Annotated in this window: 18 protein-coding genes; 6 read left to right on the top strand and 12 right to left on the bottom strand. The window is 53.6% G+C overall.

Translation table 11 applies throughout. From position 1 onward, the window contains the following. Positions 1-167: 167 nt before the first annotated feature. Positions 168-4,394 carry a sulfite reductase subunit alpha gene (locus tag LCF41_RS03080; RefSeq protein ID WP_225086842.1) on the bottom strand — a complete coding sequence of 1,409 codons (4,227 nt, stop codon included), beginning with the start codon at positions 4,392-4,394 and terminating at the stop codon, positions 168-170. A 205-nt stretch (positions 4,395-4,599) separates the two neighbouring features. Between LCF41_RS03080 and LCF41_RS03075 the strand changes: the two genes are divergently transcribed. Then, positions 4,600-4,746 carry a hypothetical protein gene (locus LCF41_RS03075; protein WP_225086841.1) on the top strand — a complete coding sequence of 49 codons (147 nt, stop codon included), beginning with the start codon at positions 4,600-4,602 and terminating at the stop codon, positions 4,744-4,746. Between the two features lie 58 nt (positions 4,747-4,804). On the opposite strand, the gene LCF41_RS03070 is transcribed toward LCF41_RS03075, so the two are convergent. Further along, on the bottom strand, positions 4,805-5,308 hold the full coding sequence (locus LCF41_RS03070) for a DUF1543 domain-containing protein (protein WP_225086840.1): 504 nt from the start codon (positions 5,306-5,308) through the stop codon (positions 4,805-4,807). Between the two features lie 374 nt (positions 5,309-5,682). Here LCF41_RS03070 and LCF41_RS03065 point away from each other — a divergent pair, with 374 nt between their 5' ends. Continuing rightward, positions 5,683-7,071 carry a glycoside hydrolase family 1 protein gene (locus LCF41_RS03065; RefSeq protein WP_225086839.1) on the top strand — a complete coding sequence of 463 codons (1,389 nt, stop codon included), beginning with the start codon at positions 5,683-5,685 and terminating at the stop codon, positions 7,069-7,071. Positions 7,072-7,140: 69 nt separating this feature from the next. Here the strand turns inward: LCF41_RS03065 and LCF41_RS03060 are convergent, their stop codons facing one another. From LCF41_RS03060 to LCF41_RS03040, 5 genes are all read right to left on the bottom strand, one after another. Further along, positions 7,141-9,051, bottom strand: a complete 1,911-nt coding sequence (locus LCF41_RS03060; protein WP_225086838.1) for a beta-glucoside-specific PTS transporter subunit IIABC — start codon at positions 9,049-9,051, stop codon at positions 7,141-7,143. Between the two features lie 318 nt (positions 9,052-9,369). Beyond that, the gene (gene copM, locus LCF41_RS03055; protein WP_225086837.1) at positions 9,370-9,732 is read right to left on the bottom strand and encodes a CopM family metallochaperone; all 363 of its coding nucleotides are present in this window, start codon (positions 9,730-9,732) and stop codon (positions 9,370-9,372) included. Positions 9,733-9,803: 71 nt separating this feature from the next. Continuing rightward, positions 9,804-11,273 carry a GGDEF domain-containing protein gene (locus LCF41_RS03050; RefSeq protein WP_225086836.1) on the bottom strand — a complete coding sequence of 490 codons (1,470 nt, stop codon included), beginning with the start codon at positions 11,271-11,273 and terminating at the stop codon, positions 9,804-9,806. Positions 11,274-11,485: 212 nt separating this feature from the next. Then, positions 11,486-11,974, bottom strand: a complete 489-nt coding sequence (gene spy / locus LCF41_RS03045; protein WP_225086835.1) for an ATP-independent periplasmic protein-refolding chaperone Spy — start codon at positions 11,972-11,974, stop codon at positions 11,486-11,488. Between the two features lie 253 nt (positions 11,975-12,227). Then, positions 12,228-12,524, bottom strand: coding sequence for a hypothetical protein (locus tag LCF41_RS03040; RefSeq protein ID WP_225086834.1), 297 nt, complete (start codon positions 12,522-12,524; stop codon positions 12,228-12,230). Positions 12,525-12,739: 215 nt separating this feature from the next. Here LCF41_RS03040 and LCF41_RS03035 point away from each other — a divergent pair, with 215 nt between their 5' ends. Next, on the top strand, positions 12,740-14,812 hold the full coding sequence (locus LCF41_RS03035) for an NADPH-dependent 2,4-dienoyl-CoA reductase (RefSeq protein ID WP_225086833.1): 2,073 nt from the start codon (positions 12,740-12,742) through the stop codon (positions 14,810-14,812). A 93-nt stretch (positions 14,813-14,905) separates the two neighbouring features. On the opposite strand, the gene rlmG is transcribed toward LCF41_RS03035, so the two are convergent. Continuing rightward, complete coding sequence (gene rlmG, locus LCF41_RS03030; RefSeq protein WP_225086832.1) at positions 14,906-16,045, bottom strand: 23S rRNA (guanine(1835)-N(2))-methyltransferase RlmG; 1,140 nt, start codon at positions 16,043-16,045, stop codon at positions 14,906-14,908. Between the two features lie 161 nt (positions 16,046-16,206). Here rlmG and LCF41_RS03025 point away from each other — a divergent pair, with 161 nt between their 5' ends. The 3 genes from LCF41_RS03025 to sstT all read left to right on the top strand — a co-directional run bounded on the left by LCF41_RS03025 (position 16,207) and on the right by sstT (position 20,065). Then, a complete protein-coding gene (locus LCF41_RS03025; RefSeq protein WP_225086831.1) occupies positions 16,207-17,205 on the top strand; it encodes a Gfo/Idh/MocA family protein in 999 nt (332 codons plus the stop codon). 272 nt (positions 17,206-17,477) lie between these two features. Next, positions 17,478-18,431: a TerC family protein gene (locus LCF41_RS03020; protein WP_225086830.1), complete on the top strand. Its 954-nt coding sequence runs from the start codon at positions 17,478-17,480 to the stop codon at positions 18,429-18,431. Positions 18,432-18,817: 386 nt separating this feature from the next. Continuing rightward, positions 18,818-20,065 carry a serine/threonine transporter SstT gene (gene sstT / locus LCF41_RS03015; protein ID WP_225086829.1) on the top strand — a complete coding sequence of 416 codons (1,248 nt, stop codon included), beginning with the start codon at positions 18,818-18,820 and terminating at the stop codon, positions 20,063-20,065. 84 nt (positions 20,066-20,149) lie between these two features. Here the strand turns inward: sstT and LCF41_RS03010 are convergent, their stop codons facing one another. The 4 genes from LCF41_RS03010 to uxaC form a co-directional block, all read right to left on the bottom strand. Then, entirely contained in the window at positions 20,150-20,680 is a 531-nt protein-coding gene (locus LCF41_RS03010) for a YgjV family protein (RefSeq protein ID WP_225086828.1), read from the bottom strand. An 89-nt stretch (positions 20,681-20,769) separates the two neighbouring features. Then, on the bottom strand, positions 20,770-22,260 hold the full coding sequence (locus LCF41_RS03005; protein WP_225086827.1) for a UxaA family hydrolase: 1,491 nt from the start codon (positions 22,258-22,260) through the stop codon (positions 20,770-20,772). Between the two features lie 19 nt (positions 22,261-22,279). Then, complete coding sequence (locus tag LCF41_RS03000; protein ID WP_225086826.1) at positions 22,280-23,746, bottom strand: tagaturonate reductase; 1,467 nt, start codon at positions 23,744-23,746, stop codon at positions 22,280-22,282. Between the two features lie 330 nt (positions 23,747-24,076). Beyond that, positions 24,077-25,486 (bottom strand): glucuronate isomerase, encoded by a 1,410-nt coding sequence (uxaC, locus tag LCF41_RS02995; protein WP_225086825.1) that lies wholly within the window; start codon positions 25,484-25,486, stop codon positions 24,077-24,079. Positions 25,487-25,570: the final 84 nt, after the last annotated feature.

The following is a 25,570-nucleotide window of genomic DNA, read 5'->3' as shown; positions in this document are numbered from 1 at the left end:
CCAATGCGGAGGGACGCCACTTTCAGCAAATGTAGCGCCATTATGCAATGGTCACTTACATATGCAACAATTATGGAGTAAAAGAAATAGCGCTAGGTGGTAAAACACCTAACGCATCGACCTCAGAAATAACGGCCGCCTGATATCAGTAAAAGCCACTGGCAAACTCAGTACACATCGCGGAGATAGCGTTTGTCCTGTGCCATTTTGGCAATATAGGCTGCCGCCTCTTCACTGCTCATGTTCCCGTGAACCTGTGCAACCTGCCGAAGCGCCGAATCCACATCTTTCGCCATGCGGCTGGCGTCACCACACACGTAGAAATGCGCGCCCTTCTCTAACCAGCGCCACAGCTCAGCCCCCTGCTCACCCATACGGTGTTGAACATAAATCTTCTCGCGTTGGTCACGCGAAAAAGCCGTATCAAATCGATGCAGGTAACCATCACGTTGCAGCGCTTCCAGCTCCTCACGATAGTAGAAATCGGTCGCCGCACGCTGTTCGCCAAAGAACAGCCAGTTTTTACCTTGTGCCCCTGTCGCCCGACGTTCTTGCAAAAAAGCCCGGAAAGGTGCGATACCCGTGCCCGCCCCCACCATGATGATTGGCGTATCCGGGTTTTTAGGCGTGCGGAAATGGGCTGACTTTTGAATGAAGATCGGCACCGCAATCGACTCTGCCGCGCGGTCAGCGAGAAAGGTTGAACACACGCCGCCACGCGGTTTACCCTCAGCCCCATAGCGCACCGTCGAGACAGTCAGGTGGATCTGATGCGGGGTGACTGTTGGGCTGGATGAAATCGAGTATAAGCGCGGTTGAATACGCTTAAGCACGCTTAGTAATTCGTCAGCCTGAACCTGAATTGGAAACGCCTGTAGCACATCGACAATCTGCCGTCCCCACAGCCACTGTTTGAGTTCCTCTTTACGTTCCTCTTTCAACAGCTCAGCCAGTTCACCATGATCTGAACGTTGACTCACAAACTGCAAAAACTCCGGCGTGATACGGGCAATTTCGACATGCTGGGATAACGCCTCAGCCAGCGTCATGTCGCCTTTATCCTTGACGGTCACCACGGTAGCAGGCGAAAGCTTGAGTGCTGAGAGCATCTCGCTCACCAGCTCGGGGCTATTCGTCGGCCAAATGCCGAGTGCATCACCCGCTTCGTAGCTCACATTGCTGCCTGAAATATCAAAGGCGAATTGTCGCGTTTCCTTTTCTGCGCCCGGCGCATTAAGCAGTTGGTTATGTACCAGGTATGCAGGCAAAGGTGCATTTCTACTGAAGATGGGCGACGAAACCGCGGCAGGTGCTACCGTACCCGCGTCATCCTCATCAGCCACTGTCGCCGCTGCGGCAGTAGACACTCGACTCACTGCTGGCATAGGTGTGCCTGCGAGAGCGTTGATCATGCTATCCAGCCAAATTCCCGCTGCCTCCTGATAGTCAGGTTCGCAGTCGATTCGTGCTGACAGACGCGTCGCACCCAGCGCCTCCAGTCGCGCATCAAGCCGGCGGCCAAAGCCGCAAAACTGATCGTAGTTTGAATCCCCCAATGCCAGCACAGCAAATGCCATTTCGGTCAGACTGGGCGCCGCCTCCGCTTGCAATGCCGCCCAGAAATTCACGCCGTTATCGGGAGGGTCACCGTCGCCAAAGGTGCTGGCGATAAAGAGTACCCGCGACGTTGCAGGCAAATCGGCAATCTTGACGCTGCCCATCTCAGACAGCATCACGGAATGCCCCTCTGCTTTCAGACGTTCAGCGCACTGCGCTGCAACACTCTCCGCATTGCCGGTCGATGATGCCCATAAAACCCAAATAGGCGAGGGTGATGATGTGATCGCCGCAGAGGCGGCAGGAGACGTCACTGGCAGAGAAGCGCCACCGCCATCAGGTACCCAGGTGCGGGCAAACAGCCCTGCCAGCATGCCGTCGAGCATCAGGCGTCGGGAGGGTTCCAATGGCGCCGTGGCAGGCAGCACGGGCACGCCACCAGCCAGTCGTGATGCATCAGTACGCAACGCGGCGATATACCCTTGCAGATAATGCTGTTCGGGTGCGCTCAGCGTTAGCGTCGGAGGAGCCTCCAGGCCAAGTAGCGTAGCCAGCGCATCAATGTGTTTCATGTCGAGCTCCTTGATGTCGTTGTTCGGCGCCCCCGCCTCGGCAGGTACCGATGGCACCGGAGCCGCATCGCTCTCGCGCGCAGGGGAAATAGGCGCGGATGGTTCAGCAATCCGAGCCAGTGCTACAGCGCAAAACTTGAATTCAGGCTGCTGGGAAATAGGATCAATGGCATCACTGGTGACCGCGTTAATCGCCAGATCATCACCAAAGACATCATTCCAGTGGAAAGGCGCAAAGCAGTTTCCGGGACGCACGCGATCGGTCACAACGGCAGGGAGTACCGCACGTCCCCGACGTGAACGGACTTCCACCCGATCCTTCTCTCGAATGCCAAGCGCGGTAGCATCTTCAGGATGCACTTCAATGAAAGGCCCCGGATTGAGCTTATTGAGCGTCGGAATCTTTCCGGTTTTCGTCATCGTGTGCCACTGGTGCTGCAAGCGACCGGTATTCAACACAAACTGGAAATCATCATCCGGCATCTCGGCGGGCGGCATATGCGGTCGGGGGAGGAATATCCCTTTACCGCTGTCGGTCGCAAAAACAAGCCGCGGCCGCGTGCCGTCTGGTAACACGTTGAGCGTTTGGCTCACACCGTCGTTGAGGTAGCGAACGGGATGGCGATGGCTGTCATCATCCGGCGGACAAGGCCATTGCAACGGTGCCTGCCTTAAGCTGGCATAGCTGGCACCACGAATGTCATAACCGGTTTTTGGGTTCCAGGCCTGCTTGATTTCTTCAAACACCTCAGATGCTGACCCGTAGCTAAATCCCTTTGCATAGCCCATTTCGCAGGCGACGCTAGCGATGATTTGCCAATCGGCCATCGCCTCACCGGGCGGATCAACGGCCTTCTGCATCAGCGTCAAATTCCGCTCGGAGTTAATCATCACGCCTTCTGCTTCCGCCCACAGCGCACCGGGCAGCAGGATATCCGCATAGCGGTTGGTTTCGGTATCGAGAAACGCATCCTGCGTGATGACCAGCTCGGCGGCCTGCAACCCAGCAATCACGTTCTTGCGATTAGGAACCGTCGCCACCGGATTCGTACAAATGATCCAGCATGCCTTGATCTTGCCTGCCATCATGTCTTCAAACATGGCGACGGTGCCGCCGCCGAGATCCGTGCGCAGCGTTCCCGCGGGAACATCCCAGAGGGCTTCAATAGCAGCACGATCCTTTTCTACCAGTACCGAGCGTTGGCCCGGTAACCCCATCCCCATATAGCCCATTTCGCGTCCGCCCATTGCATTGGGTTGTCCCGTCAGAGAAAACGGGCCGCTGCCGGGGCGGCAAATCGCCCCCGTGGCTAAATGCAGGTTGCAGATCGCATTGGTATTCCAGGTGCCATGCGTGCTTTGGTTAAGCCCCATCGTCCAGCAACTCATCCACGCCGACGCACTGCCGATCCATTCCGCCGCCTTGCGGATGTCAGCTTCTGGCAACCCGGTGATCTCCGCCACCGTCTCCGGATGGTAGTCTTCAAGGAATGCGGGCATCGCTTCCCACCCTTCGGTGAACTCGGCGATAAACGCAGGATCGGTGTGCCCGTTCTGGACCAGCAGATAGAGCAGGCCATTGAGCAAGGCCAAATCCGTGCCGGGCTTAATGTGCAGGAACAGGTTCGCTTTGTCCGCCGTGGCATTACGGCGTGGGTCGACCACGATGAGCTTAGCCCCTGCTTTAACGCGATCCATCATCCGCAGGAAAAGAATGGGGTGACAGTCGGCCATGTTCGCACCGGTGACAAAAAAGACATCGGCATGTTCAAAATCCTGATAGGAACCCGGCGGCCCATCCGCTCCCAGAGAGAGCTTGTAGCCGCTCCCCGCACTCGCCATACAAAGGCGTGAATTTGACTCAATGTTATTTGTACCGATAAAGCCTTTGGCAAGCTTATTAGCCAGATATTGCGACTCCAGCGACATCTGACCGGAGACATAGAGCGACACGGCGTCAGGACCGTGGGTATCAATGATCGTCCGCAGTCGTCGTGCGGTTTCCTTAATCGCCTTATTCACATCAACCCTGACGGATTCGTGCTGACGATCCCCCCGCAGGTAGGCATGCTCCAGCCGCCCTGATTCGGCAAGCGCCTGACCACTCGTATTTCCCTTTGTGCACAGTCGCCCGAAGTTGGTGGGGTGCGTCTTATCGCCTGATACCTTGATCACGCGATTGTCTTTTACCTCCATCACCACACCGCAACCGACCCCACAGTAGGGACAGACGCTCTTCACACACGTTGAGGATTTGGCATTCATGATGGGCTCCCATCGGATCGCCGTATCACAGCCCCTCGAAAACAGTGCTGCAACGGGCAAATCCAGACATAAAAAACGTCCACATCCCCCTGCTCTCGCCGTAATGCGAAAAGCATGAAGATGTGGACGCCGTTGTCCTGACCGAGGCTTCACTCACCGTTGAGGTAAGCCTGCGGAGTTGCTATGAGCTTAAGAAGCAAATTGCATGCCATCGCTGTGTATCACCAGATATAGCGAGGGTAAGCGTGAAATGATCGAGATCCGTATGGCCTGCTGCATCACGGTGGTGCAGGTTAAGAGGGCAACCGTGCATTTCTGGTTCATTCGCCGTCAGGCGACGGTACGGCAGTGAAGAAGAACCGGTATGCCACGAACCTGGCTTACCGGTTTAATGCGGGAGGCAGGATAAATCAGCGACCGATCGGCTGGTAGCCCTGCCATTCCGGTGTGAAGGGAATGCCGGATGCACAAGGTGTCAGATGGATATACAGATCGCCGATTTTCTCAAGCAACAGGCAGTCATCCACATCCTTAAGGTTGTCTTTATGCTGATGCAGCGCACCATTAAGCAGCGATGCCAATCCTTTCGATTTTGCTTCTTGCACGCTCTTCGCCACAAAGAGATCGAAGGCATGCAGTTCCGCCAGCGTTGAAGGATGGTAAGCGCCAGCATTGACAAAAAAGAGCCGGTTTTCGTCCGCAGGTCGCGTATCCGAAAGGGTAACGGTATAACCATCCGCCCATATCACGCGCGCATATCCATCAATATGCACTTTATCAGGGTCGCCAAACCACGCTTCCCGGAGCGCGGGCCACGCATCCTCTGGCTTCTCAGCCGCCACAAACTGGATATCGTGAACTTCGATATTGGACTTTCCCGCGTTCCCTCCCAGGTAAAACATATACAGATACACGGTAATTTTCTCCTTATATGACGTCAGGCATCGGCCTCATTGTCTCACATTCGTTATGTTTTTTTATACACAACGATAGCATCAAGACATACCCAATCTTCTCCAGCAAGGTATTCCTCTCTGTTCCACCGTGATGCCAGCAGAGATGTCGTGACCGGAGTCACATAACCAGACGGGGGCATTGCCGCAGAAATTCAGGATTGTATAGTGTCCTGATAAGACGTTACCGCCAATGGCGGGCGAGACTTGGGCAGAGGTGAGTAGCAATACTCTCTTCTGCCCAAGTTTTTTTTTGCCTGTCATTCAGCGGTTCCCAGCGTGGAGCCACAGGCCAGCGCAGCGTAATGATGTAGAAAACGATGAGGAGCAATACCATGAAAGCATTCCCCGACGGATTTTTATGGGGCGGTTCAGTTGCAGCAAACCAGGTTGAAGGTGCATGGAATGAAGACGGTAAAGGCGTCTCCACCTCCGATCTTCAGCTAAAGGGCGTACATGGTCCGGTGACGGAACGCGATGAGAGCATTCGCTGCATCAAAGATCGGGCAATCGATTTTTATCATCAATATCCGCAGGATATTCAGCTATTTGCCGAAATGGGGTTCAAGGTGTTGCGCACCTCGATTGCCTGGACGCGCATTTACCCTGAAGGTGATGAAGCAGAGCCCTGCGAAGCCGGTTTGGCCTTCTACGATCGTCTGTTCGATGAAATGGCAAAGCACCAGATTCAGCCGCTGATTACGCTGTCGCATTATGAAATGCCTTACGGTCTGGTGAAAAAACTGGGAGGCTGGGGCAACCGCGCCGTTATCGACCATTTTGAGAAGTACGCCCGCACCGTTTTCAGCCGCTATAAAGACAAGGTAAAGCACTGGCTGACCTTCAATGAAATCAACATGGCGCTGCATTCGCCCTTTACAGGCATCGGGCTGAGCGGCGAGCCTTCGAAGCAGGAGATTTATCAGGCTATTCACCACCAGTTGGTTGCCAGCGCACGCGCGGTGAAAGCCTGTCATGACCTTATCCCGGATGCAAAAATCGGCAACATGCTATTGGGCGCGGTACGCTACCCCATGACCTGCCATCCGAAAGATGTGCTGGAAGCACAGAACAAGAACCGTGAATGGCTGTTCTTCGGTGATGTGCAGGTACGCGGCACCTATCCGGCCTGGATCCAGCGCTATTTCCGGGAAAATGGCGTCGAACTCACCATTACCGCGCAGGACAAAGCCGATCTGAGCCATACCGTCGACTTTGTCTCCTTCAGCTATTACATGAGCGGCTGCGCGACCTACGAACCAGAGAAATATCAGTCCTCACGCGGCAACATCATCCGTCTGATTCCTAACCCACACCTTGAGGCCTCCGAATGGGGCTGGCAGATTGACCCCGAAGGCCTGCGTTTCCTGCTGAACGAACTGTATGACCGCTATCAGAAACCGCTGTTCATCGTGGAAAACGGGTTAGGCGCACGCGATGTGGTGGAAGAAGATGGCAGCATTCACGACAGCTACCGCATTGACTACCTGCGTCGCCATCTGATTCAGGTGCGTGAAGCCATCGACGATGGCGTCGAGCTGTTGGGCTACACCAGTTGGGGGCCGATCGATCTGGTCAGCGCGGGGACCGCGCAGATGTCAAAACGCTACGGCTTTATTCATGTAGACCGTGATGATGACGGCAAAGGCACACTGGAGCGTCGGCGCAAAGACAGCTTCTACTGGTATCAGGATGTGATTAACAGCAACGGAAAATCGCTGTAACGCTATAGCACATAAGGTGATAGAGGAAATCAGACGGTAAGCTCATGTCTCACCGTCTGATTGATGGCGTTACGTCAGCGCGATAACCGTCTCCCCGACCCTCAACTGACGTGTGGAGCCTGGGCTGAAGAGGTGGTATTCATCGGCATTCGTCACCACCATCGGTGTCACCGTATCGTAGCCCGCGTTTTTGATCGCTTCCAAATCGAATTCCAACAGCAGTTGGCCCTTCTGCACTTTGTCGCCTTCTGCAACGTGCATCTGATAATACTGTCCTTCCAGTTGCACCGTGTTGATACCGACATGAATCAGAATCTCCGCACCGCTCTGCGAAAGAATACCGACGGCATGGCCGCTAGCGAACGTGCTGGCAATCACACCGTCCACCGGTGAATAAATGCGGCCTTCCTGCGGCAAAATGGCAACGCCCTGCCCAACAACGCCGGACGAGAACACCTTATCGTCCACGTCTTCCAGCAAGATCAGTTCGCCCTTGACTGGCGATCCCAATTGTTCAGCCGTCGCTGGCGCGTCTTTTAGCGACTGGGCGTTAGCATGCTGGCGTGATACCGGTGCCACAGGTTTAACCGTTGGTGCGAGTGTTGGCGCGGGTGCTTTCTCCGCAGGCTGCACGGGGTCGTCAAATCCAACAATAATGGTCAGCACAAAACTCACCACGAAGGCGATCGCACAGCCGATGAGGAACCCAACGAAGCCTTCACCATAGAAAATCGGCAGTGTCAGCAACCCAGGCATCCCCATAGAAACCGCCGAGCTTTTCGCATAGCCGACGATAGCGCCCCCGATAGCCGCAGCGATCACCGCGCAGATAAACGGTTTTTTTAGCTTTAGCGTCACGCCGTAAACACCGGGTTCCGTAATGCCAAACAGCGACGCAATAAACGTACTGCCCGCCAGCGCTTTGAGCTTTTTATCTTTGGTACGCACCATCACACCCAGCAATGCGCCAGACTGGGCAAAAACAGACGGGCTGGAGGCAGCTTTAAGGTAGCTGCGCCCCATGACGGAGAGATCGTTGATGAATACGGTCACGAATCCCCAGTGAACGCCAAAGATCACTAAGACCTGCCATGACGCCGCCATCAACGCCCCGGCAATAATCGGGTTGAATTCATAGATGCTGACGAACACCGACGCAATGAGCTTACTGGCCGAAATACCAATCGGACCGATGGTCATCAGCGTGAGCGGCACCATCAGCACCAGCAGGAAGAACGGCGTCAGGATATTGCGCACGCTTTCGTGAATATGGCGATTCAGGAAACGCTCGATATACGACATCAGCCATACGCTGAAGATAATCGGGATCACCGAAGAGGTGTATTTCATCATCACGACGGGCAGACCGAAGAACGTCACGGGCTGACCCGCGTCAAACAGCCCTTGAATCGTCGGGTAAACCAGCGCACCGGCAACCGACACCGCCACAAAAATGTTGGTTTCAAATTTACGCGCGGCGGTGATCGCCAGCAGCATCGGCAGGAAGTAGAACAGACTGTCAGACGCCGCATGCAGGATGATATAGGTACTTTCCTTCGCATTGAGCCACCCGAGCGCCAGCACGATGGACAGCGCCCCTTTCAGCACCCCCGCCGCCGCCATCGCCCCTAATAACGGGGTAAAGATCCCAGCCACCAGATCGATCAACCGTCCCATCGCCGAAGTCGATTGCTCACTTTCCACCGTCTGGCGTTTCCCGTCGCCGTCCTCCAGCAGGGTGGAGATCGAGCCAAAAGCGCGATAAACCTCCGGCACCCGGTTCCCAATCACCACCTGCAACTGCCCTGATGCGTTGATCACCGTAATGACGCCGTCCAGCGCCTCAAGCGCAGCCACATCCACCTTGCCGTGATCAACAATCTTAAAGCGCAAGCGTGTTGCACAATGCACCAAAGTAGAAACGTTCGTCTCCCCTCCGACTAACCTCAGAATATTTTCCGCGAGCACTTTGCTATTCATAATGACTTCCCGTTTCGTCAATGGCTGCAACTGCCTGATACACGTCATCCCGCTTGTTGTCCGCTGGCCAGTTGGAAAATAAGCAAAAAAAAACCTGGATAAAGCCGCGTGCGGTATACGCGGCTTTATCCAGGTCTCGCCCAGAAACTTCTGGTGACGTCCTTTCCTGTTTTCTAACAAGTTCACGCAGAGAAAGCTATCTCTACGTTTTATTCTGTGAAAACAGTCACTAAATTTTTACCCATCAGACAACGTGGCTCTGCCTACGGTGCGGTACAAACGGAATGGCGCTTCTCAGAAGAAGCACCATCAACAACGTTACTGCTTACCCTGTTTCTTCAGCCAGGCTTCCATTTGGTCGATCTCCGGCTGCTGGGCTTTAATAATCTCTTCCGCCAGCTTCCGTAATTCAGGATCTTTGCCGTATTGCAGCTCCGTTTTTGCCATATCAATCGCGCCACGGTGGTGCGCAATCATCCCTTTGGCAAAGGCAATATCAGGATCGCTAGCCTGCATCCCTTCCATCATCTCGGCATGCATCGCATCCATCCCTTTCATATACGCCTGTTGGGAGGAAGACGCCTCTTGCGTTGAACCATGGCCGCTATGCGCGCTGTCGGCGGCAAACGAGAGAACCGGAACCAGCAAGGTCGCCGCTACTAACAAATGGACTTTCTTCATCACAACCTCTCAATCAGTCACAGGACTTTTTGAGGGTAGACGTTCCAGTAAGGGGAAGGTCAAGGGAGGATTCAGATATCTTCGACCAAACGCAGACACACACAATTACGCCCCTGCGCTTTCGCTTTGTACAACTGCTCGTCCGCCAGCCCGATAGCATCGTAAATATTGCCCCCGCCATACTGGGCAAACACGGCCACACCAATGCTGGTCGTAAAATGGATTTCCCGCCCATCGGACAGCATCAACGCCGTGGATTCCGTAAGATGCCGCAGCGATTCAGCCATCGCTTCGGATTCCTTAGCGGTGAGATCGTAAGCAGCAATAACAAACTCTTCCCCACCCCAGCGGCAAAGAATGTCGCTCGGCCGAATAGCAGTGCTCAGCATACGGGCAAAGCTGGCAATTAATTCATCACCACAGGCATGGCCGTAGGTATCGTTGACTTGCTTAAAATAATCGATATCCAGAAATAGCAGCGTTAACTGACGCTTTTTCTTATACCCCAACACACTCTGCTTTCCATTCAACATGCTGAGAAACGCCCGGCGATTGAAGGTATTCGTGAGTGCATCCTTCCGGCTGTTGCTTTCAATGATTTTAATCAGTCGCCGATTCATTGAGACAAAATGAGAAACACTTAACATCGCCATAATGAGCATCGCAATGTTAAGCCGCGCCGTGGTAAGAAACGAGTTAATGTACGCTTCAGAATTTGAATTAATGAGGATACCGACCTGATTAATGTAGAGATAATTCAGAATTACGCCCGTAATCGCACAAAGCAGCGACATGGTCGGGAAAGAGTAGTTGAACGCGCACAGCGTGAGCGGAATAACGGACAGCGTGATCAGGCTCGCGTCCAGAAAAAACAGGCTCACTAATAAGAAGATAATAAAGACCAGAAAGGGAAAAATGTTCTCTCTGATGTGCTTAGGACAGAGTGGAATATTCCGTAGCGCTCGCAGGATATCCTTACTTTTCAGGAAAAAAAACGCGAGGATAATACCGGTTCCCAGTTGCTCACTGAACCAATCCATAAACTCGGCGTAACGGTTCCCCGTGTCGTAGACATACGCATAAAACCCATACGCCACGCCGGATGAGAACGCGCCAACAAACGTCGAGGCGAAAATAATATAAACGTAATATTTGCTGAATTTCTCAAATGTCGACCACTTGCCGCTCAGCCGACACATCAGGCAAAAGGCACACCAGGCCGTCACCACAAAGACCATATTGCACAAACATAACAACACCTTGGTTTTTAACGGAGAGTTATTGTCCATCAGTAGCGCCGCCGACAGCATCGCCACATAACTCACCAAAAACCCCGTGCAAATAGAGAGTGTTTTGCCTTTTATCGTCCCTTTTCTGGCTCTGAAACTAATCAGGAGGCAAAAAACCAGAATATTGGCAGGCCAGAATAATGACAGTTCATCCAGCACTCGAAACCGAAATCCCAGACAGCTCACGATGAGGGTGGTCAAGAACAGAAACGGCATGAATTTTATAGTTTTTAACGTCAAATCGTTATTCATCTGTCCTTTACCGCCCGCTGTCCAATGTCCGATGGCACTGCCTACTTTCTCCGCGTGAGGATAGCATTAATCATTTCCCGACTCACGGCACGATGGTAGAGGGAAAATAAATAAAAAAACCACCGGACCGCAGCATTACCCATGGGGCAATACGTCAATCCGGTGGTCTTACTCGCTGACTTAGCGTACGGACTTACTATCGTGCGAACACATTATTCCGCAGGAACAGGCTTGCCGTCAGGTCTTGGCGGTTGGGTCAGTCGCTTTTCAAAGTTGTCGTTGTATTGCTTTTTCTGCTCTGGCGTCAGAATGTTGTAAATTTTGTTTTTGGTTTCCAGCCCGTTAAGCATTCTGGCCTTGTGTTCCGCATCGACTTTATCCAACTGCGCCTGTGCTTTTGCAGTATCAAAGGTATCTGATGCGATCAGGCTATGCATTTCACGGCGGTCATCCTGCATCGCTTTGTGCATTTTCTCGCGGGAATCTTTCATGATGTCTTTGATTTGCTGCTTCTGCGCTTCCGTCAAATTCAGCTCCTTAAACATCGCATCCGGCCCCATCATGTCACGGTGTTCCCGACCCTCTTTCATCATCATCTTGTGTTCCGAGCCAGACCCTTTCGGTGCTTCATTAGCATGCGCGATACCTGCCGCGCCCAATGCCAAAGAAGAAGCAACCAGCATTGCAGTGAGTTTACGCATATTTCATTCCTCTCTCTGAATTGACTTACTCGACGGCGGCTGCCGCGCTACGAGAGAAAGTATAGGCTCGACACCTTCAGTTAATTAGAGCAAGGGTAAATATCTGCAAGCATCGGCTCCACATTTGCGGCAATTATGGAGAATAAGGAGGAATTGTGTAAGGAAACGGAAGCATTACGTTAACGGAATAGCGCATACGAGATATCGCATTAACACCGCGGCACGATATAGCTAAAAAATGCCAGCGGTGCGGTTACCGCAGTGAACGTCGAAAAGCACTGGCCTCTTGTGCCAGCGCATCAAGGTGGGCATGAATGACCTTCATTTTCTGAAGCAGCGGATTGCGATCTGGCGAGCTATCCATCGCATTCAACTGCGCAGAGAGCCGTTCAATCTGCGTACAAAGGTAAGCGTCACGCTCTTTCGCCTGAAGCAACTGCTGCTGGAGGGAGTGATGTTCCTGCCGCCACGTCTGCTGCTGACGCTGAACGCTTTGCTCTAACGCACGGAGTGCGCTATCCAGACGATATTCCAACTCTTCCACCCGCATAACGATACCTTTGCCCGATAAACCCGCGGATTATAATGTCACACGCCTCCGACAACAAACACTCCGGCGCACGATCCCTTGCCTGCACACGCTTCCCCCTACGATTAGCAATGACATCAATCACAATAAATAAACATAAATTTCACAACTCTCTCAATTACCGCTAGATTGAACACCATGACTCATCAGACCAGTTAACTTCACCGGAGAGTGCAATGACGGCCTACCCTACGCTGCTTTCCCCGCTCGATCTTGGCTTCACGACGTTAAAGAACCGCGTGGTGATGGGATCCATGCATACCGGTCTGGAAGAACACCCGGACGGCACCGAAAGGCTGGCGGCATTTTATCGCGAGCGAGCACAAGGCGGCGTTGGCCTGATTGTCACAGGCGGTATTGCGCCAAACGCCAAAGGTGCCGTTGCCAAAGGCGGGGCGACCCTACATGACGAGGCACAGCTCGCGCATCATCAGGTGCTGACGCAGGCCGTACATGAAGCGGGCGGGAAAATTGCGCTGCAAATTCTCCACGCCGGACGCTACAGCTATCAGCCCGATCCGGTCGCGCCATCGGCCATTCAGGCACCGATTAACCGCTTTGCGCCACAGGCGATGAGTACGCAGGATATTGTGCAAACCATCGATGACTTTGCCCGTTGTGCGGCGTTAGCGCAGCAGGCAGGCTACGATGGCGTGGAAATTATGGGATCGGAAGGCTATCTGATTAATCAGTTTCTGGTCACACATACCAACCATCGTGATGACGAATGGGGCGGCGATTTCCAGCACCGTAGCCGCTTTGCGCTTGAGATTGTTCGCGCCGTGCGGGAACGAACGGGATCAGACTTCATCCTGATTTACCGTTTATCCATGCTCGACCTGATAGAAGAAGGCTCAAGCTGGCAAGAAATCGTGCAGTTGGCGCAGGCGATTGAACAGGCTGGCGCCACCCTCATAAATACCGGCATCGGCTGGCATGAAGCACGTATCCCGACTATCGCCACGCTGGTGCCGCGCGGCGCATTCGGCTGGGTGACGAAGAAACTGATGGGGAAAGTCCGCATCCCGCTGATTACCACCAACCGCATCAACGATCCCGGCGTGGCGGAACAACTGCTGGCAGAGGGCTGCGCCGACATGGTGTCGATGGCTCGCCCTTTTCTCGCCGATGCCGATCTGGTAGCGAAAGCGCAGTCGGGGCGCAGCGATGAAATCAATACCTGCATCGGCTGCAATCAGGCCTGCCTCGATCAGATTTTTGCTGGTAAGGTCACGTCCTGTCTGGTCAACCCACGCGCCTGTCACGAAACTGAGCTGCCTATCCAGCCCGCCAGAGCGGGTAAACGCTTTGCGGTGGTCGGCGCAGGGCCTGCCGGTATGGCCTTTGCCGTCAACGCCGCCGCACGCGGCCATCAGGTTACGCTGTTTGAAGCCTCTTCGTATATCGGCGGACAGTTCAACATTGCCAAACAGATCCCCGGCAAAGCCGAATTTTATGAAACGCTACGCTATTACCGTCGACAGATCGAGCTGCTCGGTGTCACGCTGCGCCTGAGCACGCAGGCAACCATCACCGATTTACTCGGTTTTGATGACGTGATTCTGGCCTGTGGCATCGTGCCACGTATCCCCGCCATTGCAGGGATCGATCACCCTAGCGTGCTGAGTTATCTGGAGGTGCTGCGCGACAAAAAACCGGTCGGTAAGCGAGTTGCTATCATCGGGGCTGGCGGCATCGGTTTTGATACTGCGCACTATCTTCTTAGTAAGAATAGCCTTCTTAGTGACAATAGCCTTCTTAGCGAGAAACATCGTCTTAATACTCATGATGCTCCAGCGGAACACCGCGATTTTTATGCGGAATGGGGCATTGATACGCAGTTGCAGCACCGGGGCGGTCTGTTGCCCCAACAATCCGGCGAGCTTCCCCACCAGCGGGACATTACGTTATTACAGAGGAAGACTGGCAAGCCCGGTGAAAATTTAGGGAAAACGACAGGTTGGATACATCGCACCACGCTGCTGCGCCACGGCGTTACGCTGCTGGGCGGCGTGGAATATCACCATATTGATGATGAAGGGCTGCACATTATCCACGACCAGCAAATGCGCTGTCTGCCAGTGGATAACATCATTATTTGCGCCGGTCAGGAGCCTAATCGTGCACTTTACGCACCTTTAATGGCGGCCGGATGTCACGTTCATCTGATTGGCGGTGCCGATGTAGCACAGGAACTGGACGCTCGCCGGGCGATCGATCAGGCCACCCGGCTGGCGTTAACACTATAATGCGTAGGACAAATTCAGTGTTCGGGACAACGCAATGTTGCGAAACAGCTTCCGCTTTGTGAGGCACGTTCGGCTTCACAAAGCAGGAACATCTTAGCGGGACGATCCCGTTTTCACCGCACGCAGTATGACGAACTTCGTATTGCTGGCGACGGTTTCACAGTTGCCGAACAGACGCTTCAGTTTGTGGAAATAATCCAGATGACGATTCCCCACGATGCGCAATTCTCCGCCAACCTGAAGACAGCGACGAGCATCCATGAACATCTGCCAGGCAATTTCATCCGTCACCGCGTGTTGCTGGTGGAATGGCGGGTTGCACAACACCGCCTGTAACGTATCGCGCTTAACGCGTGCCAATCCGTTATTCACTACAAAGCTACAGCGCTCGACATCCTGCGGGCAGTTGACCTCAACGTTCATCTGGCTCGATGCCACCGCCATGTAGGACTCATCGAAGAAACCCACAGTGGCGTCCGGGTTAGCTTTCAGCGCCGCCAGCCCAATCACGCCGTTACCGCAGCCAAGATCGACGATCTTACCGTCGAGTTGTTCTGGCAAATGCTGCATAAAGAAACGCGCGCCGATATCCAACCCATTACGTGAATACACGTTAGCATGGTTTTGAATGCGATAGCCGTAGCCATCCAGCTCCCATTCAGTGGTGAGTGACTGCTCACTGACTTTCAATTCTGCCCATTCACAGTGAACCAGACGCGCCTTTTTCCAGGCCAGCGAGGTTTTCGTCGGCCCCATCACACGTTCAAACAGTTGCAGCGTAGAGGTATGAATATCCTTCGCTTTCGCACCAGCGATGATGCGTGTTTGCGGCGTGACGACCTTACGCAACATTCTCAATTGCTGTTCCAACAGCGCGATCGTTTTAGGAATTTTAATCACCACCAGCGCGGGTGCAGCGGGCAGCTCCGCCATGCTATCCAACAGCGTTACCGTATCGGCATCGTAACCATTCAGTTCCAGATTGTGCCGCGTTGCCAGTTGGCTGAGGTAAGAGTCACTGATACTGACGGGCGACTGTGCTTGCAAGCCGCAGGCCAACGCGCCAAACGTATCATTGAAAATCAGACGCGGGCCTGGCGCAATTTCCATCGTGGACAGCTCACGCAGCAGGTATTCATCTGCGGCATCCCACGCCTGTAGCGCCGAGTTTTCAGCGACCTGAGGGTAACGCACCAACGTCAGGTTGCACGTTTCCAATTCGAGTTGGCTCATTGGCCTCTCCTGCTTCATAAAATTTGCGCTGTTTATCCCTTAAAATAGCCCGTCAGTAAATGCTTTTCTCTGCCGGAACGGGAAATGATTGACGTTGCCTTGTCATTTCACCGTGATAATCTCCCTAGTCATCACCTATGCCTTCAGGATACCAAACGCTTATGATTCGCTTCGCTATTGTAGGAACCAGTTGGATCACCCGTCAGTTTGTTGATGCCGCCCACGAAACCGGCAAGCTGAAGCTCACCGCCATCTATTCACGCACGGCAGAAAAAGCACAGCCGTTTCAGGCTGACTACATGGTGGACACGCGCTTTGATTCACTGGAAGCCATGGCGAAATCCGACCTTATCGATGCCGTGTATCTGGCCAGCCCTAACTCACTGCATTGCGAACAGGCGCTGCTCTTCCTGAGCCACAGCAAGCACGTCATTTGTGAAAAACCGCTGGCTTCCAACCGCTATGAAGTCGAACAGATGATCGCCTGCGCCAGAGAAAATCAGGTCGTGCTCTTTGAAGCGTTCAAAACCGCCAGCCTGCCCAATTTTAGCGTGATACAACAGGCGCTGCCAAAAGTCGGCAGGCTACGTAAAGTGGTGCTGAATTACTGCCAGTATTCTTCACGCTACCCGCGCTATCTGGCGGGCGAGAACCCGAATACGTTCAATCCTGCATTCTCCAACGGTTCCATCATGGATATCGGCTACTACTGCTTAGCCTTCGCCGTGGCGCTGTGGGGCGAACCGTGCACCACACAGGCCAGCGCGACGCTATTGGAAAGCGGCGTAGACGCACATGGCAGTGTCATCCTGAACTACGGTGATTTCGATGTCACCATCATCCATTCCAAAGTCAGCCACTCGGCGATACCCAGTGAAATTCAGGGGGAAGACGGTTCGCTGGTGATTGAGAAAGTCTCCGAATGCCATAACGTGAAATTCATTCCGCGTGAAGGGAAACAGTTGGATCTCAGCCAGCCGCAGCATATCAACAGCATGCTGTACGAAGCGGACGTCTTTGCCACGCTGGTAAGCGATAACAACATCAACCATCCGGAACTGGCGCGCTCGCGTACTGTCGCCGGGCTGCTGACGGAAATTCGCCGCCAAACCGGCGTCGTGTTTCCGGCCGACGCCGCCGCACCGGGAAACGCGGAGTAAGGCAGCGATAATTATTTGACCAGGATCATCTTTTCACCTATCTTCTATCAGGCAAAGGGGAGTAACTTTTCCGCCAGCTAATCGTCATTACGATGCGTTCCGCATCCGGTTACTGGGCAACTTTGATGAAAAGCTCGATTCTTGATGAGACAGCTTCATTAATGTTGTAAGTGAGACCTTGCCGGAAGGCGAGGTGCATTTGCAGCTTTAATAACAAGCGGCCAGCGTCCTTCCGACGTCGGCCGTTTTTGTTTCTATTTAAGGATCTTGCTATGCACACCATCGGCACGCCATGGTTATGGGGCAGCTTCGCTGCCATTGTTATAGTGATGCTGGCCATCGACCTGCTCTATCAAGGGCGCAAAGGGTCGACAGTAATGACGTTCAAGCAGGCTGCCGTCTGGTCTATCATCTGGGTTACGCTCTCGCTGCTGTTCAACGCCGGTTTTTGGTGGTATCTGGACGGCACGATGGGCCGCGAGGTGGCCAACGCCCAGTCGCTGGCCTTCCTGACCGGTTATTTGATCGAGAAAGCCCTCGCCGTCGATAACGTCTTCGTCTGGCTGATGCTATTTAGCTACTTCGCCGTTCCCCCACAATACCAGCGCCGCGTGCTGATTTACGGCGTGTTAGGCGCCATCGTTCTCAGAACGCTGATGGTGTTTGGCGGCAGTTGGCTGGTCACGCAGTTCCAGTGGCTACTCTACGTGTTCGGAGCGTTCCTGCTGTTCACCGGCCTTAAAATGGCGCTGGCGAAAGAAGATGACGGGGCGATCGGCGACAAGCCGCTGGTACGCTGGCTGCGTAGCCGTTTGCGCATGACGGATACCATCGAGAACGAAAAGTTCTTCGTCCGCCGTAACGGTATCCTGTATGCCACCCCGCTGTTTATGGTACTGATCATGGTTGAAATCAGCGACGTCATTTTCGCCGTCGACAGTATCCCGGCCATTTTCGCCGTCACCACCGATCCCTTTATCGTGCTGACATCCAACCTGTTCGCTATTCTGGGCCTGCGTGCGATGTACTTCCTGCTGGCTGGTGTGGCTGAGCGCTTCTCACTGTTGAAATATGGCCTGGCCGTCATCCTGATCTTCATTGGTACCAAGATGATGCTCATCGACATTTTCCATATTCCGGTGGCGATTTCTCTGGGCGTCGTTGCCAGCATTCTTATCATCACCATGCTGATCAACGTCTGGGTGAACAAACGCGCCGAGCGTTAATCCTTTCTCTCCGCACGGTTCCCACCGTGCGGAGACCCTTTCCTCGTTCCATCTTAGGGTGACGGACAAGGATGTCCGTCATAAAAAAACGTCGGGAGCGTTTTTCAACGTTGCGCAGCAACGGCCCGCAGGGTGACGGACAAGGACGTCCGTCATAAAAAAACGTCGGGAGCGTTTTTCAACGTTGCGCAGCAACGGCCCGCAGGGTGACGGACAAGGATGTCCGTCATAAAAAACCACATCATCGCTTTTCTCAAAAATAAATTTTCATATACTGACACGTGCAAACACATTTCGTTACGGAAAGAAAAAATCACCCGACACATGTCAGAGGTGCCAAATCCGTACAGACAACCACTTAGCGGAACGGCTACGCCGTCAAAATTATGGAAACTCAATACTCTCGTTTTTTGCAGTACATTACTCGCGGCAGCCTGGTTAAACAGATTCTTCTGGGGCTCGCAGCCGGGATTATTCTGGCCTCGCTGTCTACACAGGCCGCGCTGGCTGCCGGTTTATTGGGAACGCTGTTCGTCGGTGCATTGAAAGCCGTCGCACCCGTTCTGGTATTGGTGCTGGTCATGGCGTCTATCGCTAACCACCAGCAAGGGCAGAAAACCAATATCCGTCCGATCCTGTTTCTTTACCTCATCGGAACCTTCTCTGCAGCACTGATTGCCGTTGTGCTCAGCGTACTCTTCCCTTCTACGTTGGCGCTCAGCGCCCAGGCCACCGACATCACGCCGCCGTCAGGTATTGTCGACGTGCTGAAAGGGTTGTTGATGAGCATCATCGCCAACCCAATTCACGCACTGCTGAATGCGAATTACATCGGTATTCTGGTCTGGGCCGTTGGTCTGGGCATTGCGTTCCGCCACGGTTCGGACAGCACGAAGAGCATGATTACCGATGCCTCCAACGCGGTCACCATGATTGTGCGCGTGGTCATTCGCTTTGCCCCGCTGGGGATTTTCGGACTGGTCGCGTCAACGCTGGCAGAAACGGGCTTCAGCGCACTGTGGGGCTATGCCCATCTGCTGATGGTGCTGATTGGCGGTATGCTGCTGGTCGCGCTGGTGGTCAATCCACTGATCGTTTACTGGAAGATTCGCAGCAACCCTTATCCATTGGTACTGCGCTGCCTGCGCGAGAGCGGTGTGACGGCGTTCTTCACCCGCAGTTCTGCCGCTAACATCCCGGTAAATATGGAACTGTGCCGCAAGCTGAATCTGGATGAAGACACCTATTCTGTCGCTATCCCGCTGGGTGCCACCATCAATATGGCGGGTGCAGCGATTACCATCACGGTGTTAACGCTGGCTGCGGCACATACGTTAGGTATTCAGATTGACGTACCGACCGCGCTGCTGCTCAGCGTCGTGGCGTCGCTGTGTGCCTGTGGTGCATCGGGCGTGGCAGGCGGTTCACTGCTGCTGATCCCGCTGGCGTGCAGCATGTTCGGGATTTCCAATGATATCGCCATGCAGGTGGTCGCAGTTGGCTTCATCATTGGCGTCTTGCAGGATTCCGCCGAAACCGCGGTGAACTCCTCGACGGACGTGATGTTCATCGCCGCCGTGTGCCACGCGGAAGACGCTAAACTGGCGGAAAAAGAGCGCTTGAATCTGCTGTAACCGATTAGGGATTAATGATCCCTCTTCCTTTAACGCCGTTCGCTTTAAAACGAGCAGCGTTAACATGATGAGAAACCTTCGAAATTACGCTTTTTTCTCTACGCTGAAAGGATCGATGCCGCGCTGCTGCATGCGCCAGAAGCGGATGATGTTAAAGCCGTTCATCAGCAGGAAACTCCCTTCGATCAGCGATCCACCAATCGATCCCAGCCAGATATTGTGTACCACCCAGCAGGCGGTTGAGCACCACATCACGCAGCGCGTCGTCAGCCCAGAGGTGCGAAACAGCGCCCAGGTACTGGCAACCGTGCCTGCTATCGGCAACAGTTCCATAGGATGGTGCATGCCCGATAAACCAAAGAGCAGCGTCAGTGAGATAAAGACAAACATCACGAGGATGTTGTGTGTTTTCAGTGAGATTAGCGTACGTGCCGAGTTCAACAATGCGCTGGCACCCGCCGCATTTGCCCCCATCAGGAAGAAATGCAGGCCAATCACGGCGCTGTATGCCGAGAGCTGTATTTTGAATTTTTGATCGTTACGGTTGAAAAACATGGTGATACCGACCAGAAACGCCAGTACACCAACAGACTGGGCAATCCAATACTGTGTCATGATCCCTGCCTCTAAAAAGTTGCTGCGAAAAAAAACGGCGCCATTATAAAAATGAAACGCCGTTTTATTTTAATTGGAATGAATAGAATTTACAACGTTACGCCACTCTTAAATATGGCTAATTCACGGAAGTCGTTCACTTCATTCTTCGTACGCTTGCCATCAGCAATCTCGACAATCAGCTCGACAAACTGGCTCAGCAGTTCATCCATCGGCATGTCATGGATCAGACGCCCCGCATCAAAATCGATCCAATGCGGTTTCTTCTTCGCCAGTTCACTGTTGGTCGCCAGTTTTACGGTAGGTACGAAGCCGCCGTAAGGTGTTCCACGTCCGGTACTGAACAGCACCATATGGCAACCGGCTCCCGCCAGCGCGCTGGTTGCGACGGCATCATTCCCCGGTGCGCTGAGCAGGTTGAGCCCCGGAGTATGTAAGCGCTCACCATATTTCAGTACGTCAACCACTTTGCTCTGTCCGGCTTTTTGCGTACAGCCCAGTGATTTCTCTTCCAGCGTGGTGATCCCCCCCGCCTTGTTACCCGGCGATGGGTTTTCGTAAATAGGCTGGTCGTGCGCGATGAAGTACTGTTTGAAATCGTTCACCATGTGCACGGTTTTCTCAAACGTCGCTTCATCACGGCAGCGGCTCATCAGAATACGTTCCGCACCGAACATTTCTGGCACTTCGGTCAGCACGGTGGTGCCGCCGTTGGCGATCAGATAGTCGGAGAAACGGCCTAACAGCGGGTTGGCCGTAATCCCAGACAGCCCATCAGAACCACCACATTCCAGACCAAATTTCAGTTCGCTCAGCTTACCCGGCTCGCGTTTGTCATGACGCATCGCCTCATACAGCGTATGCAGACGCTCCAGGCCGGCTTCAACTTCATCGTCCTGCTGCTGGCACACCATGAACGTTACGCGATCGGAATCAAAATCGCCCAGCGTCGTGCGGAATGCATCAACCTGATTGTTCTCACAGCCCAGACCGATCACCAGTACAGCCCCCGCATTCGGGTGACGCACCATGTTTTGCAGCATCGTACGGGTATTTTCGTGATCCTGACCGAGCTGTGAGCAGCCGAAGGTATGACTAAACAGATAAACGCCGTCGATACCTTCCGCGTCATTGGTTTCTTTCAGGAAACGCTGCTGAATCTGGCGTGCGATCCCGTTCACGCAACCGACGGTTGGCAGGATCCACAACTCATTGCGGATACCGACATCGCCATTTTTGCGACGATAGAGCTGCACGTCCCGATCGCCCATTTGCGGCGGCAGGTCGATAAACTCAGGCTGGTATTGATATTCATCCAGATCGCTCAGGTTGGTTTTCGCATTCTGGGAATGAATATGTTCTCCGGGGGCAATAGACACCAGCGCATGGCCGATCGGCAGGCCATACTTGGTAATCATTTCTCCCGGTGCGATGGTTTCCAGCGCGAACTTATGTCCGCGCACGACAGGTTGCTGAAGTGTCACCGTATGACTATCCACCGACACCGTTTCGCCTTGCTCAACATCACGCAGGGCGACAGCCACATTGTCCAGAGAATGAATTTTTATAATACTTTGCATGGATAACCCTTCTTGCTAATTAGCAATAACCTTCCACGGCTGCGCGCATGCCGCGCTCAACGATGGTTTGCAACTGTTCAGTCACCTGCGCAGCCAGACCAGGAACCAGCGTTAAATCCTGTTCCCAGTGATCGGCATCGCGCAGCACAACATTCACCAGCTCAGCCAGGCTGACGGTGTTCTCTTTTACGCCTGCCCACAGCGTGGAATAACGCTCCAGCCAATGTGCATCATCCTGCAACGGGTAGGTTTGTAACGCATCACCTTCACCGCTGCGTTCACCGCGGTAGAATGCAATCAAAGCCGCCAGCGCAAACGTCAAACGAGCAGGCAGTTCACCGTGGCGCTCACGGTAAGTCAGCAGTTGCGGCAGGATGCGGGTGCGGAATTTAGTCATACCATTCAGCGAGATAGACAACAGCTGATGCTGAATGAAGGGGTTACGGAAGCGGCTTAGCACGGCCTGAGCAAACGAGGTCAGTTCGTCATGAGGCAAATCCAATACCGGCACAATCTCTTCGGCAATGGTCTTTTCTACGAATTTGCCAATCAGGGCATCATCCATCGACTCGCCAACGGTATCCAGACCCGCCAGGAATGCGACTGGCACCAGCGCAGTGTGGGCGCCATTGAGAATCGCCACTTTACGTTCTTTATACGGCTTGATGTCATCAACAATACGAATGTTCAGATCCAGCTTGTTCAAACGCAACTCTTCTGCCAGCCACTGTGGCCCCTGAATCACGAACAGGTAGAAATGTTCTGCCGTGTCCCAGAAGGTATCCTTGTAGCCCATTTCCTGCTCTAGTGCTTCAACTTCGGCACGTGGGTAACCCGTCACAATGCGGTCTACCAGCGTCGAGCAGAAGGTGTTGTGATCGTTCAGCCAGGCGGTAAACGTTGGCGTCAGTTTCCACTGTGCGGCATAGCGCAGCACCAGTTCTTTCAGCGCTACGCCGTTGTAATCAATCAGCTCGCACGGTAACAGCACCCAGCCTTTATCCGCTGCGCCGTCAAAATGACAGAAACGCTCATACAGCAGACGGGTTAATTTCGCCGGGAAGCTAACAGGCGGCGCGTCGTTCAGGCGGTCGTCTGCGTGATAGCTGATACCCGCTTCGGTAGTATTGGAGAAAACAAAACGAATGTTTGGATCATGCGCCAGCGCCAGATATTCATCGAACTGACGGTACACGTTGATTTCACGGTTTACCGAACGGATCAGACGGGGCTCGCGCACGGCTTCGCCCTGCTCGTTCAGACCACGGATAATGGTGGTGTACAACCCATCCTGAGTGTCCAGCGCGGGTGGGAAATCAGAATCGATCGGACGAACAACGACAATACCCGCATCCAGATCGGTGTGTTCATTCAGCAAATCCAACTGCCAGTCGACGAAGGCACGCAAGAAGTTGCCTTCACCAAACTGGATAACGCGATCCGGGTGTTGACGACCAGGGAAGTTACGACGATTTAACGTTTGCATTAACAGGCTACCTCAGGACGAATCTCACATTCAGGGCACGACCGAACCACCGTCATCCTTGCCCTGCTATATTCATTCCCGTCATACTTCAAGCTGCATGTGCGTTGGCTGCGTTCACTCACCCGAATCACTTACTTGTGTAAGCTCATCGGGATTCCCTCTCTTGCCGCCTTCCTGCAACTCGAATTATTTGGGGTATACATTCACCCGCACCGAATCACCACCAGTGCCGATGACAAAAGACCGAGACACCGGGAACCGCGGCGTAAGCCCCTTTGGGAATCTTACTGCCGCGCCCCCGCACAATTCACACCCTACGACGCGGTGGAATTACAGCTCGATGGCAAAATAGTTTTTAGCGTTATCGAAACTGATGTTTTTCACCATTTCGCCCAGCAATGGCAGATCGGCTGGCGCTTCGCCATCTTCCACCCAGCGGCCAATCATCTGGCACAGAATGCGGCGGAAATATTCATGGCGGGTATAAGACAGGAAGCTACGGCTATCCGTCAGCATACCGACGAAACGGCTTAGCAAACCAAGCTGCGCAAGCTGGGTCATCTGACGTTGCATACCGTCTTTCTGATCGTTGAACCACCAGCCGGAACCGAACTGCATCTTGCCCGGCATCCCTTCACCCTGGAAGTTGCCGATCATGGTACCGAGCACTTCGTTATCGCGCGGGTTCAGGCAGTAAAGAATGGTTTTCGGCAGTAGGTTTTCTTCATTCTGCTTGCTGAGCAGGCGAGACAGTTCCTGAGCCAGCGGACGGTCGTTGATGGAATCGAAGCCCACGTCCGGCCCCAGTAGCTTGAACTGACGCAGGTTATTGTTGCGCAGCGCGCCAATGTGGTACTGCTGCACCCAGCCACGACGCGCGTATTCCGCTCCCAGCCAGACCAGAACGCCGGTCTTGAACTGTGCCACTTCATGTTCGCTCAGCGTTTCACCAGAAAGACGGCGTGCCAGAATGCTGTCCAGCGTCGACTCATCGGCTTCCGCAAACATCACCACATCCAGCGCGTGGTCGGACACTTTACAACCGTGCGCCGCGAAGTGATCCAGACGCTTGGTCAGCGCGGTTTGCAGATCGCTGAAACGACGGATATCGGTGTCGGACACCTCACCCAACTTCGCCATATAGTCGTTGAAGGTTGCCAGTTCAATGTTGAACGCTTTGTCCGGGCGCCAGCTCGGCAGCACTTTGATAGAGAAGCTTGAATCCTGAGCAACAGTTTTATGGTGGCGCAGATCGTCAATCGGATCGTCCGTCGTGCCGACCATTTTCACGTTCATCTGCTGCATGATGCCGCGCGCAGTAAAATCATCACGCTCCAGCATGGCATTACAGCGATCCCAAATGTCTTTTGCTGTGCTTGGCGACAGCAGCGTGCCGGTTACGCCAAATGGGCGGCGCAGTTCCAGGTGTGTCCAGTGATAAAGCGGGTTGCCGATGGTGTGTGGCACGGTAGCGGCCCAGGCCTCAAATTTTTCCCAGTCGCTGGCATCGCCCGTACACAAACGCTCAGGCACGCCGTTAGTACGCATCGCACGCCACTTGTAGTGATCGCCTTTCAACCAGATGTCATACAAATTTTTGAAACGGTAGTTTTCCGCGATCTGCTCAGGCGGCAAATGGCAGTGGTAGTCAAATATCGGCTGGTCGACGGCATACTCATGGTAGAGACGACGGGCAAATTCACTGTCTAACAGAAAATCTTCACTCAGAAACTGGGGCATGTTTTCTTCCTTACCGTGCTTCTTGTGCACCAAATTAGTTGACCGTTAAAAGATATCACACCAATTATGCGCGATATCTCACAG

This window comes from Pectobacterium colocasium, assembly GCF_020181655.1.
Lineage (GTDB): Bacteria > Pseudomonadota > Gammaproteobacteria > Enterobacterales > Enterobacteriaceae > Pectobacterium > Pectobacterium colocasium.
Note: the sequence above shows the minus strand (reverse complement) of the source record. Positions and strands in the feature narration are given on the sequence as shown.